A 16,053-nucleotide genomic window follows, 5' to 3' on the forward strand; every position below is an offset into this window, starting at 1 on the left:
GATTCGCAACTATTAGGGGATAGCAAAAAACAATCCTTTTATGGCTTTATCCGCCTCAATAGCGTACCACGGACAATCAATTCTAAGCTTTACCGGCGGGGCCCCGTCCTCTTCCAGCATTCACTAAGAATTGGCACGGCGGTAAAGGGCAAAGGCAGTTAACACTGTGGTTGATAAGTGCTTATTCTTCAGTTGGATGGATCACTATTGTCATATGTGGATCAGTTTTTGGTCACCTGTGGGTCAAAAAGATGGCAGAACTGGATCAATTGAATGGCATAATCATACTAGCAAACGACAAGTTGTTTACCACTTTGATTTAATTTAATATCTTTGTATACTTAATATGCGTGCTTATTACCAATATCATGCTGCTTGGCATGCACATTAAGTATACAGGATGTGTTGAATTGGTAAAGCCTACCGCAAAAGGTGGTAAAACTCTCCACATTTGGTGGTAAAAAAGATTGTAAGGCAAATGCCATCCCTCATTCTTTTTTCAAAATGTTAATCGTTTTTTGGCTGCTCTTCTAAGATACTTTTTAAAGGTTTTTGAAGAACGTTCACAAGAGCTATGAAGACGCTTGTTGCTAAAATTCCCATTAGACCTAGTGATATCGGACCTGCCGAGTCATCACCTGTGAATTGAGCAAGCACCCTTAAATAAACTATTGCTAACAAAATGAAGAAAATGACAGCGAAAGCACATTTTTTTATTAGCTTTAAAGATTGAAGAGATAACTCAGAAAAGATATTGTTCTTTTCGATACAGGTTAAAAGTTTAAATACTTGATATAAAACTACAGAAAACGCTATACAGATTCCATATCCACATGCCAAAAGTGGATACAGCGAATAATCACCTGGGCGCTCTATCGCATCATTTCTGGCTGCTGCAGGAAACCAATATACACATAACATAAGCACCGCAATTCCAATAAGAATAGCAATGACCTTTAAGAAAAAAGTGGAACCTAGTTTTACATTCATGTAAAGCACCCCGCTAATTTAATGATATAATCACTTTAGCACGTTATTTATCGAATAACAATAAATAAATATTGATTAATAATGTGTTAGCGTTGTTAACTTGATTCCGATAAGAATAGTTAAAATTATCATTTGTTGTTGTTTGAGTATTGGTAGAGGGATGTTTTATATAATTTTGAATCATAAACGATCCAAACAAAACCCTAGTGAAAACCTCACTAGGGCCCTACTCATGCTTACTCTCAATAAAATCCCAATATTCCTCCAAACGCTTCACTTTTTCTACAGGCTGGTCGCTAACCTTATCCATCAATGATTTTTTCATTTCCTTTACGACTAACATTTCTGTCTCATTCAATGATAAGTCATCGTTAATAGTATAGCTGCCGGGAAGGTATGGTGTATCAATCCTGCCAAGTAAGTAATCAGTGGAGATGTCTAAAATATCCGCTATTTTAATAATAGTTTCTATAGAAGGTTGATTTCTGCCAGATTCATAATGATTGTAGCCACTCTTTGTCATATTTAATCGTTTTCCTACTTCTTTTTGTTCGAACCCAGTTTCCTCTCGAATATATCGCAATCGTTCGTTGAATTTGAACATAATCTAGCTCCTTCTCTTCTTACTACAACAAATTATACAAGCAGCTAGTCTTTAAAACTCATAAATTTACGAATCATAAACTTATTTATTTACAGTTTATAAAATATAAACTATAATAATTTTAATACAACAAAAAGTGGGGTGAAATATGTGTATTCCATTTTAAGTTAATAGACGAGGTTATAGGAATAAATCCTAGACCTAGGTGAGTGAAGGGAGGACTGTTACAAACTATACAGTACATAAAAGAAATCTATTGTAACCTTAAATGTCAAATTGTAATCGGATTCATTGGAAAATAATGAAGGGGGAAATTGGTTTAATGAAAAAAATAATGATTTTATTGGTGGGGTTAATATTAACTTCTATCTTGTTGGGGGCATGTTCTTCAGAAGATTCAGGTAATAGCGAGGTTCCTGAAGGGGCTACAGAAGTTGTTTTATGGAATCCATTTAGTGGTGGAGATGGCGAGTATTTTGAGGGATTAGTCGAGAAATTTAATGATGATCAATCAGATATCTTTGTAAATAGCGTGTTTCAAGATAACGAAGAATATTATACAAAGTTAATTACCAGTCTTAGTGCAGGAGAAGGTCCGGATATTGCTGTTGCTCATACCCATGTGTTGTCTGAATTAATAAATGGAGATCTTATTGTAGGGATGGATGAACTAGCTTCAGAAGAAGGATTGGACTGGGATGAATTCAATCAAAATATCTTGGATGCAACGGTCTTTAATGGTGAGCACTACGCAGTTCCAATGGATACTCATGCATTAATTATGTTTCAAAATAATGAGCTTTTACGAGAAGCGGACTTATTAAATGATGATGGCTCCATTAAAATGGAGGAAACACCAGAGGGATTCATTGAATTTTTAACACAGCTTAAAGAAGATTTACCAGATGGCAAAATCCCATTTGCTTTTGGAAGTGAGGGCGGTGGTCTTTACTGGTTATGGTGGGCTTACTATAGTCAACTAGGTGGTGAAGGAATAGTATCAGAAGACCCTGATAATCCAGAGTATGTTCTTGACTTGGAAAAAGGTATTGAAGCAGCAAACTATATAAAAAACTTCTTTGATGAAGAATTAATTCCATTAAATTTAGCTAGCCCTTCATCGGAATTTGAATCTGGAAACGCTGCGATTGTAAGTTCTGGGGTATGGGATACGGGTCTATTTGAAAAAAGCGAAGAGCTTGATTTTACTCCACTGCCAATTCCAAATGTATTTGAACAGAACGGGACATGGGGAGATTCCCACACATTAGTGTTACCTAATTCCCAAGATACAGATGAAGAAGTACAGAAGGTAGCCGTCCAATTTATGGACTTTATTACTGATAATGGTGTGGATTGGGCTGAAGCTGGTCATATTCCTGCTAAGACAACCGTTGTCGAATCAGATGCGTTCAAAGAAATGCCAAATAGCAGTGAGTATTCAGAAGTAGCTGACTATGTAAACTTTGCAGACCGTACAGTTCATGCACGTGGCTTAGAAGATATTATTGCTCGTAACCTTGACAAGTTATGGTCAGATGAGGCTACTGCCGAAGAAGCATTTTCAGATTTAGAAACAGAGGTTAAGGAATTAATAAATGAGTAGATGTCTTAACTAGTAGAAGTCCGTCAGTCAAAGCACAATATTAGTGTATCACTATTGGCTGACGGGCGATTCTAGAAATTCTGTGCTCTAGCAGGACTAGCCATTTCTTGATCTTTATCGGATATAAAAATGCACTAAACGTAAATAAGGAACGCTAGGAGGACCGGTCTTTTATGAATAGAAAGTGGTTAATGCAAGATATGAGGGCGTTATTATTTATTTTGCCCTTTTTTATCGTATATTTGATTTTCACTATTTTTCCAGTGATTAAAGGTTTGGAAATGAGTCTTTATGATTGGAATTTGGTTAATAAATTGGAGTTTGTTGGATTTGAAAATTACAAAAAAATGTTTGGTGATCCTCATTTTTGGCGAACGTTATGGAATACAACATTGTTTGTGATTCTTACAACCCCAACGATGGTTCTTCTTTCTTTAGGATTAGCATTATTAGCCAACTTAGATACAAAGTTTCAAACGTTTTTTAGGGGTTCATTTTTTATTCCGAGTATTTTATCTGTTTCGGTTATTTCTTTTCTTGTTATCTTTATGTTACAACCATACAACGGTTTCGTAAATACATTTATTCAGTCTATAGGTATTGATGCAGAGCCGTTTTGGATGGCAGATAAAGTACTTGCTTGGGTAACTATAGTAGTGGTTACACTTTGGTGGACAGTTGGATTTAATATGATTCTTTTCCTGGCAGGATTACAGGATATACCTAAATCATTATATGAAGCCAGTGAAATCGATGGTGCGACAAGATGGCAGATGTTTAGATACATCACACTACCACAATTAATTCCTATCGGTAGAGTTATATTATTACTTCAAATCTTGGCATCTTATAAAGTGTTTGCGCAAATTTTATTGATTACTGATGGTGGTCCAGGCGGTGCAACAAGACCATTAATACAGTACATTTATGAAGTCGGCTTTACGCAAAATAACCTTGAGTATGCAGCCGCAATGTCTTATGCGCTTTTCTTTATTTTATTAATTCTCTCGATCATCCAATTGAGAAATCAAAAATCGGAGGAGGGCTAATGTGGATAAGCGTAACCTAGATTCGAAAAATAACAAAAAGAAATCTATTGCTTTACAGCGAAATCGCGACCCTAAAATAGGTATTAAGATAATGATAGGTGTAATCGTTGCTATCTTATTTGTATTCCCTATCATTTGGATGTTGTTTGTTTCTATAAAACCTGATGGGTTTATGACAACGGATCCATTGAATTGGTTCTTACCACCCTATACATTCACAAACTACATAGACTTGCTTTTTGATAGCCTTATTTTACGCTGGTTGTTAAACAGTCTTATGGTTGCCGTAATTAGTACAGTATTAACATTAATTTTTACGTCCTTAGCAGCTTATGCCATATCGCAAATGAAGTTTCATTTTAAACATTTCATTTTTATTTTCTTTTTATTAGGCTTAATGATTCCGGGTGAAGCCACTATTATCCCACTTTATGAGGTGGCGAAGAGCTTGAATTTATTAGATAGTTATACAGGCCTCATACTGCCAATGATTGCCTCACCGCTGGGTATCATCATATTGAAAAGTTTTTTTGATGGAGTGCCGAAAGAGGTCATTGAGAGTGCGATAATTGATGGGTGCTCCCATTTGAAGATTTATTATAAAATTGTTTTACCACTGTCCAAGCCGGCTTTGGCAGCTATAGGAATTTTTACATTCATTGGATCATGGAACAATTTCTTATGGCCATTTATATCGATCTTGTCAGAAAATTTATACACCTTACCGGTTGGACTTCCGGTATTTAATGCAGCCTATACGCAAACTTATGTGTTACCAATGACTGCAAATGCTATAGCTTCCATCCCTTTATTAATTGCATTTTTGTTATTTGAGAAACAAATTGTTAAAGGCATTAGCTTCTCAGGTATTAAAGGTTAGAAAGCAATGCTTGGAAGTATACGTTAAGTGTGTGAAAACCATAAAAATTTATTATACTAGTCATATTACGTAAACAAAATTAATAAGTTTTTAATCAACAATGGGAGGGAATTCACAATGAATAATAGTAAACCAACATCAGGGAATCCGGTTATACCTGGATGGTATGCAGATCCTGAGGCACGAATTTTTGATAATCTCTATTGGATTTATCCAACCTATTCGGCGCCGTATGAAGAACAAACTTTTTTTGACGCTTTTTATTCGGAAAACTTAATGGATTGGAACAAAGTAGAAAGAATACTGGAAATGAAAGATATCCCTTGGGCAGAAAAAGCAATGTGGGCACCATCTCCTATAGAAAAAGATGGAAAATATTATTATTATTTTGCTGCTAACGATATACAAAGTAATAATGAGATTGGAGGGATAGGTGTAGCGGTTGCTGATCACCCTCAAGGACCATTTAAAGATGCACTTGGTCAACCATTGATTGGCGAAATTCATCATGGGGCACAGCCTATTGATCCACACATTTTTATAGATAATGACGGTGTTGCTTATTTATATTATGGAGGATGGGGCCATTGTAATGTAGTTAAATTAAACAAAGATATGATCAGTCTTGACGTTTTTGATGATGGATTGGTTTACAAAGATATTACTCCTGATTTGTTCGTGGAAGGGCCTTGTATGATAAAACGGCAAAACCGATATTACTTCATGTGGTCGGAAGGAGGATGGGGCGGTCCAGATTATTCGGTGGCATATGCAATTGCAGAGTCTCCACTTGGTCCATTCAAAAGGGTAGGTAAAATTCTCAAGCAAGATTCAAATGTTGCAACAGGAGCGGGTCATCATGGGATGATTCAAATACCTGGTCAAGATGAATGGTATATTATCTATCATAGAAGACCGTTGTCAGAAACGGATGTTAACCATAGAGAAGTATGTATTGATCGTCTTTACTTTAATGATGACGGGACTATTCAACCGGTAGAAATGACATTTGAAGGAGTGCATGAACGTAAATTAGGGAATTAACACGAGTGTTGATTAACGAATAATCTTAAAAAAGGACACCTTGTTTGTAGAATGGAGTTAGCACGCAACTAAACTACAGAAGAGGTGTCCTTATGAGAAAGTATGCCATCAAGAGTGTACTAGCATTACTATTTTATCCAAAAGCGGAATGAAACTGATTACTAGGGCATTCCATCATCAATAACCCATCCTCTCAGGAAACACCTTTTCCCGCCTTAAGTCTTCTTCAACGTATCTCTTGGTTCAATATTTGCCAAGCACACTCTGGGTCATAAAAATAATCCTTACTAGGCTATTTATATCGTTGATTACTTTGTATTTTGCTGATTCTCTCATCTTTCCAATTTTTGATCGTATCCGCCAATTCTTCCAGCAGCATATCCGTTGATGTATACATATCAGTGTCGTTATTGATGGCAAGTTCCAAGGAATCAGAAATCCATTTATCTGGAGCAATTACCACTTGCCTTCTTCATATTTTGGGTCGCTGGTAAAAGAGATTCCTTTTTCGGAATTATTCGATTCGGAGCGACATAGTTTTGGGCATGAGTATCTTTTATCAATTGTTGTACTTCCTGCTCAAGAATAGGAAAATCCACCTGTTTTGGCGTCTGCTTTGTATTTTTTCTTTCCTTCTTAAACGTCTCTGGATCCTCGATTAATCGATCGATGTCCTTACTTTCTTCGGAATGGTCTTATACATTTCTACAATCAACTTCTTAAGTTCATCTTTCTTCCGGCATTTCAGTGTTTCTCTTAATTCATTGATCCAAACATTCCTTTCGCTCGGTATACGATGAAATAAGCTTTTTCAAAATGATTCAGGCTACTTTTTTCTTTGAGCCATTATAACACGGTTATGCGGTATGTATTGCCACGATCAATTATATAACACTCGTGAGTACTAAAATCAGAAGAAGCATTATTGGGAACAAACATTCTTATTTTTATTTAATTAATGGCTGATAAATGGTATAATAATAGTACTCAGATAAGGCTTAAAATACGTGACAAATTTTGAATAAAAGTTAACGAAAAAAGCACTACAAAAATGACATACAGGGGTGAATAAGATGCAAAATGAAACCAACATTTTAATCTATCAAACAGAAGCAGGGAACACAAAAATAGATGTTAGATTAGAAAATGAAACAGTTTGGATGACGCAAAAGGCTATAGCAGAATTATATCAAACCTCTCCACAGAATATTACACTTCATATAAAAAACATTTATAAAGAAGCAGAATTACAGGAAACAGCAACTTGTAAGTATTACTTACAAGTTCAAAATGAAGCCTCAAGACAAGTCCAGAGACAGACAAAACATTACAATTTAGAAATGGTTATTGCAATCGGCTATCGAGTTCGTTCACACCGCGGTACCCAATTTCGCCAATGGGCTACGGAGCGCTTGAATGAGTATCTTGTTAAAGGTTTTACAATGGATGATGAACGATTGAAAGAAATACGGAATTTGGGAGAAGACTACTTCGATGAACTGCTTGAACGAATTCGCGATATTCGAGCTTCAGAAAAAAGATTTTATCAAAAAATTGCGGACATTTATGCTACCTCTATAGATTATGATAGTAAAGCTAAAATCACACAAGAGTTTTTTGCAACTGTACAGAATAAACTCCACTTTGCTATACATGGTCAAACAGTAGCAGAGCTGATTGCGAGTAGAGCAAATGCAAAAAATAAAAATATGGGTTTAACATCATGGAAAGGCGACGGGGTACGCAAGAATGATGTAACGACAGCCAAAAATTATTTGAATGAAAAGGAACTGAAAGCATTAAATCGAATGGTTACTAGATATTTAGACTATGCAGAAGATCAAGCAGAAAGAAAAAAACCAATGTATATGGTAGATTGGAAAACAAGACTGGACGCTTTTTTGGAGTTTGATGAACAAGAGATACTTCAAAATGCGGGGAAAATAGCAAAAGAGGTGGCCGATCAATTGGCAAGTGCAGAATACGAAAAGTATAATCAGCGGCGTGTAGAGGAAGATAGATTTAATGATTTTGATGTATTTGTTGAGAATAATGATTTAAAATGATTCTTACAAGTAATACGGATTATTCTCACAAGGATGCTGAAACTTATGCTATATCAGTTGCGCTGTATGAATTAGAACGATACATTGCAGGTAATAATCCATTGATAAGAATGGGATCGGGTATTTACATCCAGAATTTAGCATTTTACCCTACTAGCAAAGGTTAGACACGGAAACAACGTGTACTGTCAATACTAAAAACAGATCGAAGTTTAACTAACAAAGAAATAAGACAATTAACAGGTATGAACCGTAAACAAGTACAACGCTTGATCAAAGAATTAGAACATGATGGTGTGAAAGTGGTAGGAAGAGGAGCGGGAACTAAATATACCTATGACCAAGGGAATAGGGACAAATAGGGACATAATTAGAATTTCACCCTAAAGGCCAAGAAGACTAATGGGACAAAAATAGGGACAAATAGGGGCAAAATAGGGGCTTCAAGGAAATATAGAAAAGAAGAACTGCTAATGTATAAAGAAACAAACATCTAATTTTTCAAACGATATAGGATGATGTGAAGTTAGATGTATAAAAGTGATGATTTTGAAGAAATGCACGTAGCACAAAAATATAAATCTACAACTATTCCCATAAAAAACAACAATAGCCAGCCTCTTTACGGTAGAATAGTACAAAAGAAAGGATGATCAATATGACAAAAACAATGAAAGGTATTTCAGGAAAAATAGACGTGAACATGAATGAATCGCTCGCAGCATGGCAACGCCTGCAATTTGGAATGTTTATTCATTGGGGGCTTTATTCGGCATTTGGAGGGGAACGAAATGGAAAACCTGTCAAGATTGGATACAGTGAACAAATCCAAATGTGGGATCAAATTCCTGAAACAGAGTATGTGGAAGTTGCAAAACAATTTACAGCAGATCAATTCGATCCAAAGGCAATCTGTCAATTGGCAAAAGACACGGGTATGCATTACATCGTGATTACTAGTAAACATCATGATGGTTTTGCCATGTTTGATACCGATACCACAGATTATAATATTGTAAAGCAGACACCATATGGTCAAGATCCGCTTAAACGATTAGCTGAAGAATGCCACAAGCAAGATTTGAAATTCGGTGTTTATTTCTCTCTTGTGGATTGGCATCAAGGGCATGCATTTGATGATAATAACAATAACCATATTCCAGTATCCATGGAACAGGTGATTGAACAGCAATTACGTGAATTAATGACCAATTATGGACCGATTGCAGAAGTGTGGTTTGATATGTCCAGCCCGACATTAGAGCAGAGTATAAAATTTTCTAGTATGGTTCATGAACTTCAGCCAGAAGCGGCTGTTAATAGTAGAATTTGGAATAACAAAGGTGATTTTCGTACATTGGCTGATAATCAAGTTCCATTTAATACATTAGATGCCCCGTGGCAAACGCCAGCCTCGATCTATCATGAAACATGGGGTTATCGCAAATGGCAGGAACGTCATGATTTTTCCGGAAAAGTGCGTGATTTGATTGCTGGATTAACTAGTGTTCGAGCTCGTGGGGGCAATTATTTATTAAATATCGGCCCGCGTGGCGATGGGGCGGTTGTATCGTTCGAACAAGATGTACTGCTGACCATTGGCGAATGGATCAATCGACACCCTCAAGCAATCTTAGGGGCATCAGCTACTAAATTTGGAGGACAAGCTTGGGGAGAAGTGACCGTGAATGAAACTGATTTATTTCTCCATGTGATAAATAGACCAAAGGATGGTGTCATAACATTACCTGGATTGGCAACGGATATCATACAAGTAGTAGAAGATGGCTCTTCTAATCCGTTGGAATGGAGCTTAGAAGACAATAACCTAATTGTTAAGTGTCCAGATCAACCGATCGATGATATACAAACCGTTATCAAGGTTGAATTGGCAGAGGAATTGCGAATGATACCAGAAAAAACGGTGGAGGCAGATGAAAATGGTGTCTGGTCCATTGCATTAACAGATATCTATATGGGATACGGCTTTGCGGATCGTGGAAATTATAATACACTCCAAGAAACAACGATACGTCATACGGCGTTTATCGTTACAGAAAAGGCGGGATGTGTATGGTTAGAGGTACAAGGTGAAGTGCAAAAGAAGGAAACAACCTACCAGATCGAACTTGGTAATGAGACTAAAGTGGTGACAGGCAAACAACTGGTAGAAGATGACATCGGATTATTTTCCGTGAATGCGAATGAGATTGTCCCTTTAAACATCACATTGGCAGAGCCTAATTATCCAGAGGAGCCATTAGGTCTAGTTTTAGAAGGAATGAACTTAAAATATAGTTAATGTTGAATTATTCAAGAAACAGCAACTTGTAAGTATTACTCACAAGTTCAAAAGGAAGTTTCAGACAAGTAAAGAGGAAACTATCATTATAAGTTAGACAACTAGCTACCCCAAATAATCAAAAATAAATCCACGATCCATTGAGACAAAGCCCTGGTGAAACATATCACCAGGGCTTTGTCTTGGACTAACATATACTACTGCAAACGCCTATCCCATATAACCATGTCGATATTTCACAGTAAAAAATCTCTTCTTTTTAATGTATTTATCATGGAATACATGTGATATATTCAGTAATAGAAAGCGCTATCTATCCATAGATGTGCAAATTACTTATTCGCTGCATGCAACGATTCATGATAAACATATGAAAAGGACGTGATGATTTGAACCTCATAGAAAAGATTAGCTCTCCACATCTTCCATTAGACCAACGGTTGACCACTTTAATGGAAGCGCTAACTTTAGAAGAGAAAATATCATTGTTGAGTACAAAACAAAGTGCTATTCCAAGATTAGGTATAGCAGAATATGCTGTTGGTGGAGAGGCCGCACATGGCGTGGTGGATCGTAACGGTGGTAAAACGACGGTATTTCCACAGCCAATTGGATTATCTAGTACTTGGAATAAAGTACTGCTTCATCAAGTTGGCAGTGTCATTGGTGACGAGGCAAGAATATTTTATCAATTACAACATAAGAAAACGGGATTAACGCTTTGGGCACCTACGATCGATATGGAGCGGGACCCTCGATGGGGACGAACCGAGGAGGCTTATGGAGAAGATCCTCATTTGACGGGTGAATTATCTAAAGCATTGATTCAAGGAATGCAGGGTGATGACCCTTTTTATGTCAAACTAGTAGCAGCACCAAAGCATTTCTATGGAAATAATAACGAAAAAGGAAGAGAAGATACATCCAATAGTATCGATTTACGAAATAGAAGAGAATACTATCTAAAAGCTTTTGAACCTGCTTTTAAAGAAGCTAAAGCTTTATCGATGATGACAGCTTATAATGGGGTTAACGGTATTCCCAGTATGCAAATAAATGAAATAGAAGAAATTGTCCGCAATGAGTGGGGAATGGATGGTTTTATTGTTTCAGATGGTGGCGCATTGACGCTAAATGTAGAAGAGTACCAATATTATGCTACATTTGAAGAAGCCTTAGCTGACGCGCTGAGGAAAGGTATTGACTGTTTCGTTGATCGTAAGGAAGTCGTCGAAGAAGCAGCCCAAAAAGCGCTGGATAAGCAATTGATCGATTCCTCAGATATCGACAGAGCGATACGACGTATGTTAAATGTGCGCTTTCGCTTAGGACATTTTGATCAAGCTAATAGTGCGAATCCCTATCATGATGTGTCGGAAGATCGGATGTGCAGTGAGGAACATCGTAAACTAGTCAGAAAAGCCACTGACGAATCCATTGTATTATTAAAAAATCAACAGCACGTCTTGCCATTGTCAAAAGAAAAAACGAAAAAGATAGCAATGATTGGTCCAACAGCTGACGATGTGTTTCGAGATTGGTATACGGGTTTCCCGCCTTATAAAGTAACGCCATTAGCAGGTGTGAAAAAATACGCAGCTGACATCGATATCTCTTATCACAATGGATTTGATCGCATCATGTGGAAAGAAGCCAACTCGCAAAAATATTTAACGATAAATGAAAAAAGCCAGTGGGTCGTAACGAGTCAACAAGAAACAGCTCATGCTACTTTAGTAGATGAAGATTGGGGAAATGACTGGCATGTCTTTAAGAGTGTAAAAACCAATCATTATCTGACCCAAATGAATAAATCGAATGTCTTTTCAGCTACCAAAGAGGAAATATTTGATTGGTTTAATCGTGAAAAAATCCGTGTACATACGCAAGAAAATGGGTTTTTCAAGCCTTATAATTGGGAGGGCCAACCGATAACGATGGAAAATGATGAAGTGGTGGTGGGCCAAAACGATGCGTCTTTATTTGAAAAAGTAATCGTAACAAACGGAATAGAAGAATCGGTAAGGCAAGCAAAAGAAAGCGATGTAGCTATTGTCTGTGTCGGGAATCACCCGATGATTAATGGGAAGGAAACGGAAGACCGCCCCGATATTGATTTAGCAGACTATCAACAACGATTAATTCGAGCAGTCTATCAAGCAAACCCGAATATGGTATTAGTAGTGATTGGAAGCTACCCTTTTGCAATTAATTGGGAAGAAGAACATATCCCGGCCATCTTATATAGTTCGCACGGGTCGCAAGAACTCGGAAATAGTCTAGCTGCCACTTTATTTGGAGAGAATAACCCTTCTGGTAAACTAAGTATGACATGGTATCGAAATGTAGATCAATTACCTGCTATTACCGATTACGATATTCGCAAAGGAAAAAGAACCTATCAATATGCAGAAGACAATATTCTCTATCCCTTTGGTCATGGACTAAGTTATGGTAGGCTTAGTTATCGAGGCTTCGATGTTGATAAATCAGTGATAACGGCTAACGATATAGTATCCATAACTTGCACATTAAAAAATGAAAGTGATAGCAATAGGGATGAAGTGGTTCAAGTCTATGCCAGTATAAAGAATAGTTATTACCCAAGGCCGAATAAACAATTAGTCGCTTTTGAAAAAATACATTTATTGCCCTACCAAGAAAAAAGCATCCTATTTACCATTGATGTGGAACAACTGAAAGTGTTTGATGTTAGATCCAATCAGTTCTTGCTTGAGCAGGGTAACGTTCAGTTCCATATTGGTAAATCAAGTGAACAATTCGTCTATCATTTCCAGCCGATTGCTGTCGAAGGTGAAATCATTACTGGACGAACACTTACGGAAATAACACCAGCAGAGAACTATGATGATTATGAGAATATCTTATTAACGAAAGGTGAATTCGAGCGACCATGTGTAACAGCTGATAGACAAGGGTCGATTTTATTTCGGAATGTATATGCGAAAGCTAACGCAAGATTAAAAATAAGAGCAACCGGCAGACAGGCACAATTACGAACGCTTATAAGCGACCGTGATAATCAAGTGTTAGCGGCTGTGCAACATATAAATACGGATCAATGGGAAGATTATATTGTCGATTTGGACATACCAGAGGAGGGAACGTTCGACATCATTTTTGAAATGAGGGGTGTTTCCATGCAATTCATTCAAATATTGGAAGGATGAGTAGTTTGCAACATCTATTACCCAAAAGAGGTATCTGGACTGATCAACCTGCATTAAAATGGGAAGATGCCTTAGTCAGTGGAAATGGCCGCCATGGTGTGATGGTCTTTGGTGACCCGAGTCATGATATTTTGATTGGCAACCATTGTCGGCTGTATCTACCACAAGGAAATAGCTATGCATTACCTGATATGGCACCATACCTGAAGGAATTCCGAGAGATCATTCGTGAAGAAGGGTATGAGAAAGCAGTCTCGTTTTATTACCAAAAGGCGAAGAGTCTTGGGTATCAAGGGTTAACGATGAGTGATCCATTTCATCCAGGTTTTCATTTGCATATCGAAACAGATCATCAAGTCTATCAAGACTATAAACGAAGTATCAATTATCAAACAGGAGAATTAACGGTATCTTATACGGCAAATCAGCAATCCTTTTACCGTCAATCCTTTGTGTCACAAGATTGTAACCAAATCATTCACGCTTTAAGTCCCGGTAATTATACCGTCTATTTAGAGGACTATCAAAATAAACAAATGAAACAGACCAGTATCCTAGATCATCAAACCATCCATACACACTTTAACTATCTACATAGTGCAGGTGGCTATGATATAAGGATGGAAATAATTGGCGAAGGAGTAACCAAACTGGAGGCGAAAACAGGCTTTCAAATGAACAGTGATCGGCCTGCGCTAATCCGAATAGAGATTGTGCCGTATCAAGATGTAACACAACGTATGGTGGTCAAAAGACCGACAGTGAAGTCAGAAGATTATCATACACTTTTTAAAAAACATTGTGAGATCCATGAGGAAATGTTCCAGCGTGTTCAGCTTAACCTTGCAACTGATAAGGAAAGAATACAACCAATCTGGTCGTTAGTTACGAAAGCGAAGCAAAAAGCAAAAATAACACCTGTTCTGTTAGAAAAAATGTACGATGCAGGGCGTTACATGTATATATGTAGCGCAGGTGAATTAACTCCGAATTTACAAGGCATTTGGACAGGCACCTTCGATCCGGCGTGGAGTGGAGATTTTACTTTTGATACGAATGTGGAATTATCGATAACCTCTGCGCTTTCCAGTCATTTACTCGAAGGACTGGAAGGATATTTCCGTCTAATAAAGGAACTTATGCCGGGCTTTCGTGAGAATGCCAAAAAATATTATGGGTCAAATGGTGTGATGGCGGCTATACATTCCAGTAATAGCGGAAGGCATGTGCATTGGAATGAGGAATGGCCACTTCATTTATGGACTTGTGGTGCAGGTTGGCTCGCACATTGGTATGATCAATATTATCATTTTACTGGGGACAAGATTTTCTTACAGGGCGAAGTTGTTCCCTTTTTAGAGGACATTGTGCGATTCTATGAGGAATTTCTGATAGAAGATCTTGATGGAACCTATCGCTTTACACCATCTTATTCTGCAGAAAATGGAGCAGCAGATAACGCGACACAGGATGTGGCAGTTGCCAAGGAAGTGCTGACAAATTTAAGTGAAGCGTATCAAGTATTAGGGTATCCAAGTAAAACGATAGTAAAATGTCAGCAAATGATTAAGAAACTACCAGGTTATCAAATCAACCAGGAAGGTGCGTTAAAAGAATGGTTAACCCCAGAAAAAGGCGAAAATTATAACCATCGTCATTTTTCTCATTTATATCCAATATTTCAAAGCCGTGAATTCAGTGAGGAAACGAATCCAACCTTATGGAAAGCAGCAAGAATAGCTTTTGAGAAACGGTTGGAAGCTTGGCTTATGAACGAAGAAGGCAACACATCATCTACCCATGGAAGAATGCACGCGGCATTATGTGCCACACAATTTCATATGCCAGAGTTGGTTGACGATATTTTTCGCCTGCTAGTCGACCATAACTGTTTCTACTCTTCCTTAATGATGTCACACTATAATAATCAAGAAATCTTTAATGTCGATGGAAATGGGGCGCTGCCACAAGTGGTACATGAAATGTTAGTCGACTATAGTCATGGCACGCTTACGTTATTGGGTGCAGTACCTGAGTCGATTTCACAAGGTGAAATGGAAGGTGTTCGTTTACCAAACCAATTGAAGGTTGAAAAAATGACATGGAATGTAGCATTAAGAAAAGTAAAGATTCATTTAATGAGTGAGAAGGACCAAGAATTTAAATTCTATCTACCTTTGTACCCTGAAGCAGATCAAAATCAACGAACGATTTTTCTTGCAAAAGGTCACATGAAATCAGTAGAAATAAACTTGTAACAAGGTTTGCTATATATTGAATGAAAGGCGGTTGGAATACCGATAGAAAAAATTCTTCCATTT

General features: G+C 37.3%; 12 protein-coding genes. 9 read left to right on the forward strand and 3 right to left on the reverse strand.

Features of this window, described 5'->3' with window-relative positions; all coding sequences use genetic code 11:
- Positions 1–507: 507 nt before the first annotated feature.
- Complete coding sequence (locus BN6556_RS20130) at positions 508–990, reverse strand: DUF2975 domain-containing protein (RefSeq protein WP_066195569.1); 483 nt, start codon at positions 988–990, stop codon at positions 508–510.
- A 226-nt stretch (positions 991–1,216) separates the two neighbouring features.
- The gene (locus BN6556_RS20135) at positions 1,217–1,594 is read right to left on the reverse strand and encodes a helix-turn-helix domain-containing protein (RefSeq protein ID WP_066195571.1); all 378 of its coding nucleotides are present in this window, start codon (positions 1,592–1,594) and stop codon (positions 1,217–1,219) included.
- 322 nt (positions 1,595–1,916) lie between these two features.
- Here BN6556_RS20135 and BN6556_RS20140 point away from each other — a divergent pair, with 322 nt between their 5' ends.
- The 4 genes from BN6556_RS20140 to BN6556_RS20155 all read left to right on the forward strand — a co-directional run bounded on the left by BN6556_RS20140 (position 1,917) and on the right by BN6556_RS20155 (position 6,173).
- Positions 1,917–3,200 carry an extracellular solute-binding protein gene (locus BN6556_RS20140; protein WP_066195574.1) on the forward strand — a complete coding sequence of 428 codons (1,284 nt, stop codon included), beginning with the start codon at positions 1,917–1,919 and terminating at the stop codon, positions 3,198–3,200.
- 173 nt (positions 3,201–3,373) lie between these two features.
- On the forward strand, positions 3,374–4,249 hold the full coding sequence (locus BN6556_RS20145; RefSeq protein ID WP_066195577.1) for a carbohydrate ABC transporter permease: 876 nt from the start codon (positions 3,374–3,376) through the stop codon (positions 4,247–4,249).
- A 91-nt stretch (positions 4,250–4,340) separates the two neighbouring features.
- Positions 4,341–5,129 carry a carbohydrate ABC transporter permease gene (locus BN6556_RS20150; protein ID WP_066196672.1) on the forward strand — a complete coding sequence of 263 codons (789 nt, stop codon included), beginning with the start codon at positions 4,341–4,343 and terminating at the stop codon, positions 5,127–5,129.
- Positions 5,130–5,246: 117 nt separating this feature from the next.
- Positions 5,247–6,173 (forward strand): glycoside hydrolase family 43 protein, encoded by a 927-nt coding sequence (locus BN6556_RS20155; protein ID WP_066195581.1) that lies wholly within the window; start codon positions 5,247–5,249, stop codon positions 6,171–6,173.
- Between the two features lie 292 nt (positions 6,174–6,465).
- Here BN6556_RS20155 and BN6556_RS22210 read toward each other — a convergent pair whose 3' ends face one another.
- A complete protein-coding gene (locus BN6556_RS22210; protein ID WP_161485730.1) occupies positions 6,466–6,636 on the reverse strand; it encodes a hypothetical protein in 171 nt (56 codons plus the stop codon).
- 610 nt (positions 6,637–7,246) lie between these two features.
- On the opposite strand from BN6556_RS22210, the gene BN6556_RS20160 reads away from it, so the two are divergent.
- The 5 genes from BN6556_RS20160 (at position 7,247) to BN6556_RS20175 (ending at position 15,990) form a co-directional block, all read left to right on the forward strand.
- A complete protein-coding gene (locus BN6556_RS20160; RefSeq protein WP_066195584.1) occupies positions 7,247–8,239 on the forward strand; it encodes a virulence RhuM family protein in 993 nt (330 codons plus the stop codon).
- A 185-nt stretch (positions 8,240–8,424) separates the two neighbouring features.
- On the forward strand, positions 8,425–8,601 hold the full coding sequence (locus tag BN6556_RS21795; RefSeq protein ID WP_078060181.1) for a hypothetical protein: 177 nt from the start codon (positions 8,425–8,427) through the stop codon (positions 8,599–8,601).
- A 296-nt stretch (positions 8,602–8,897) separates the two neighbouring features.
- On the forward strand, positions 8,898–10,541 hold the full coding sequence (locus BN6556_RS20165; RefSeq protein ID WP_066195590.1) for an alpha-L-fucosidase: 1,644 nt from the start codon (positions 8,898–8,900) through the stop codon (positions 10,539–10,541).
- A gap of 389 nt (positions 10,542–10,930) precedes the next feature.
- Positions 10,931–13,732 carry a beta-glucosidase gene (locus BN6556_RS20170; protein WP_066195592.1) on the forward strand — a complete coding sequence of 934 codons (2,802 nt, stop codon included), beginning with the start codon at positions 10,931–10,933 and terminating at the stop codon, positions 13,730–13,732.
- The gene (locus BN6556_RS20175; protein ID WP_066195594.1) at positions 13,729–15,990 is read left to right on the forward strand and encodes a glycosyl hydrolase family 95 catalytic domain-containing protein; all 2,262 of its coding nucleotides are present in this window, start codon (positions 13,729–13,731) and stop codon (positions 15,988–15,990) included. The genes BN6556_RS20170 and BN6556_RS20175 overlap by 4 nt, the downstream gene beginning before the upstream one ends.
- Positions 15,991–16,053 lie beyond the last annotated feature (63 nt).

Origin of the sequence: Gracilibacillus timonensis (genome assembly GCF_900086715.1) — a bacterium.
Taxonomy (GTDB): Bacteria; Bacillota; Bacilli; order Bacillales; family Amphibacillaceae; genus Gracilibacillus; species Gracilibacillus timonensis.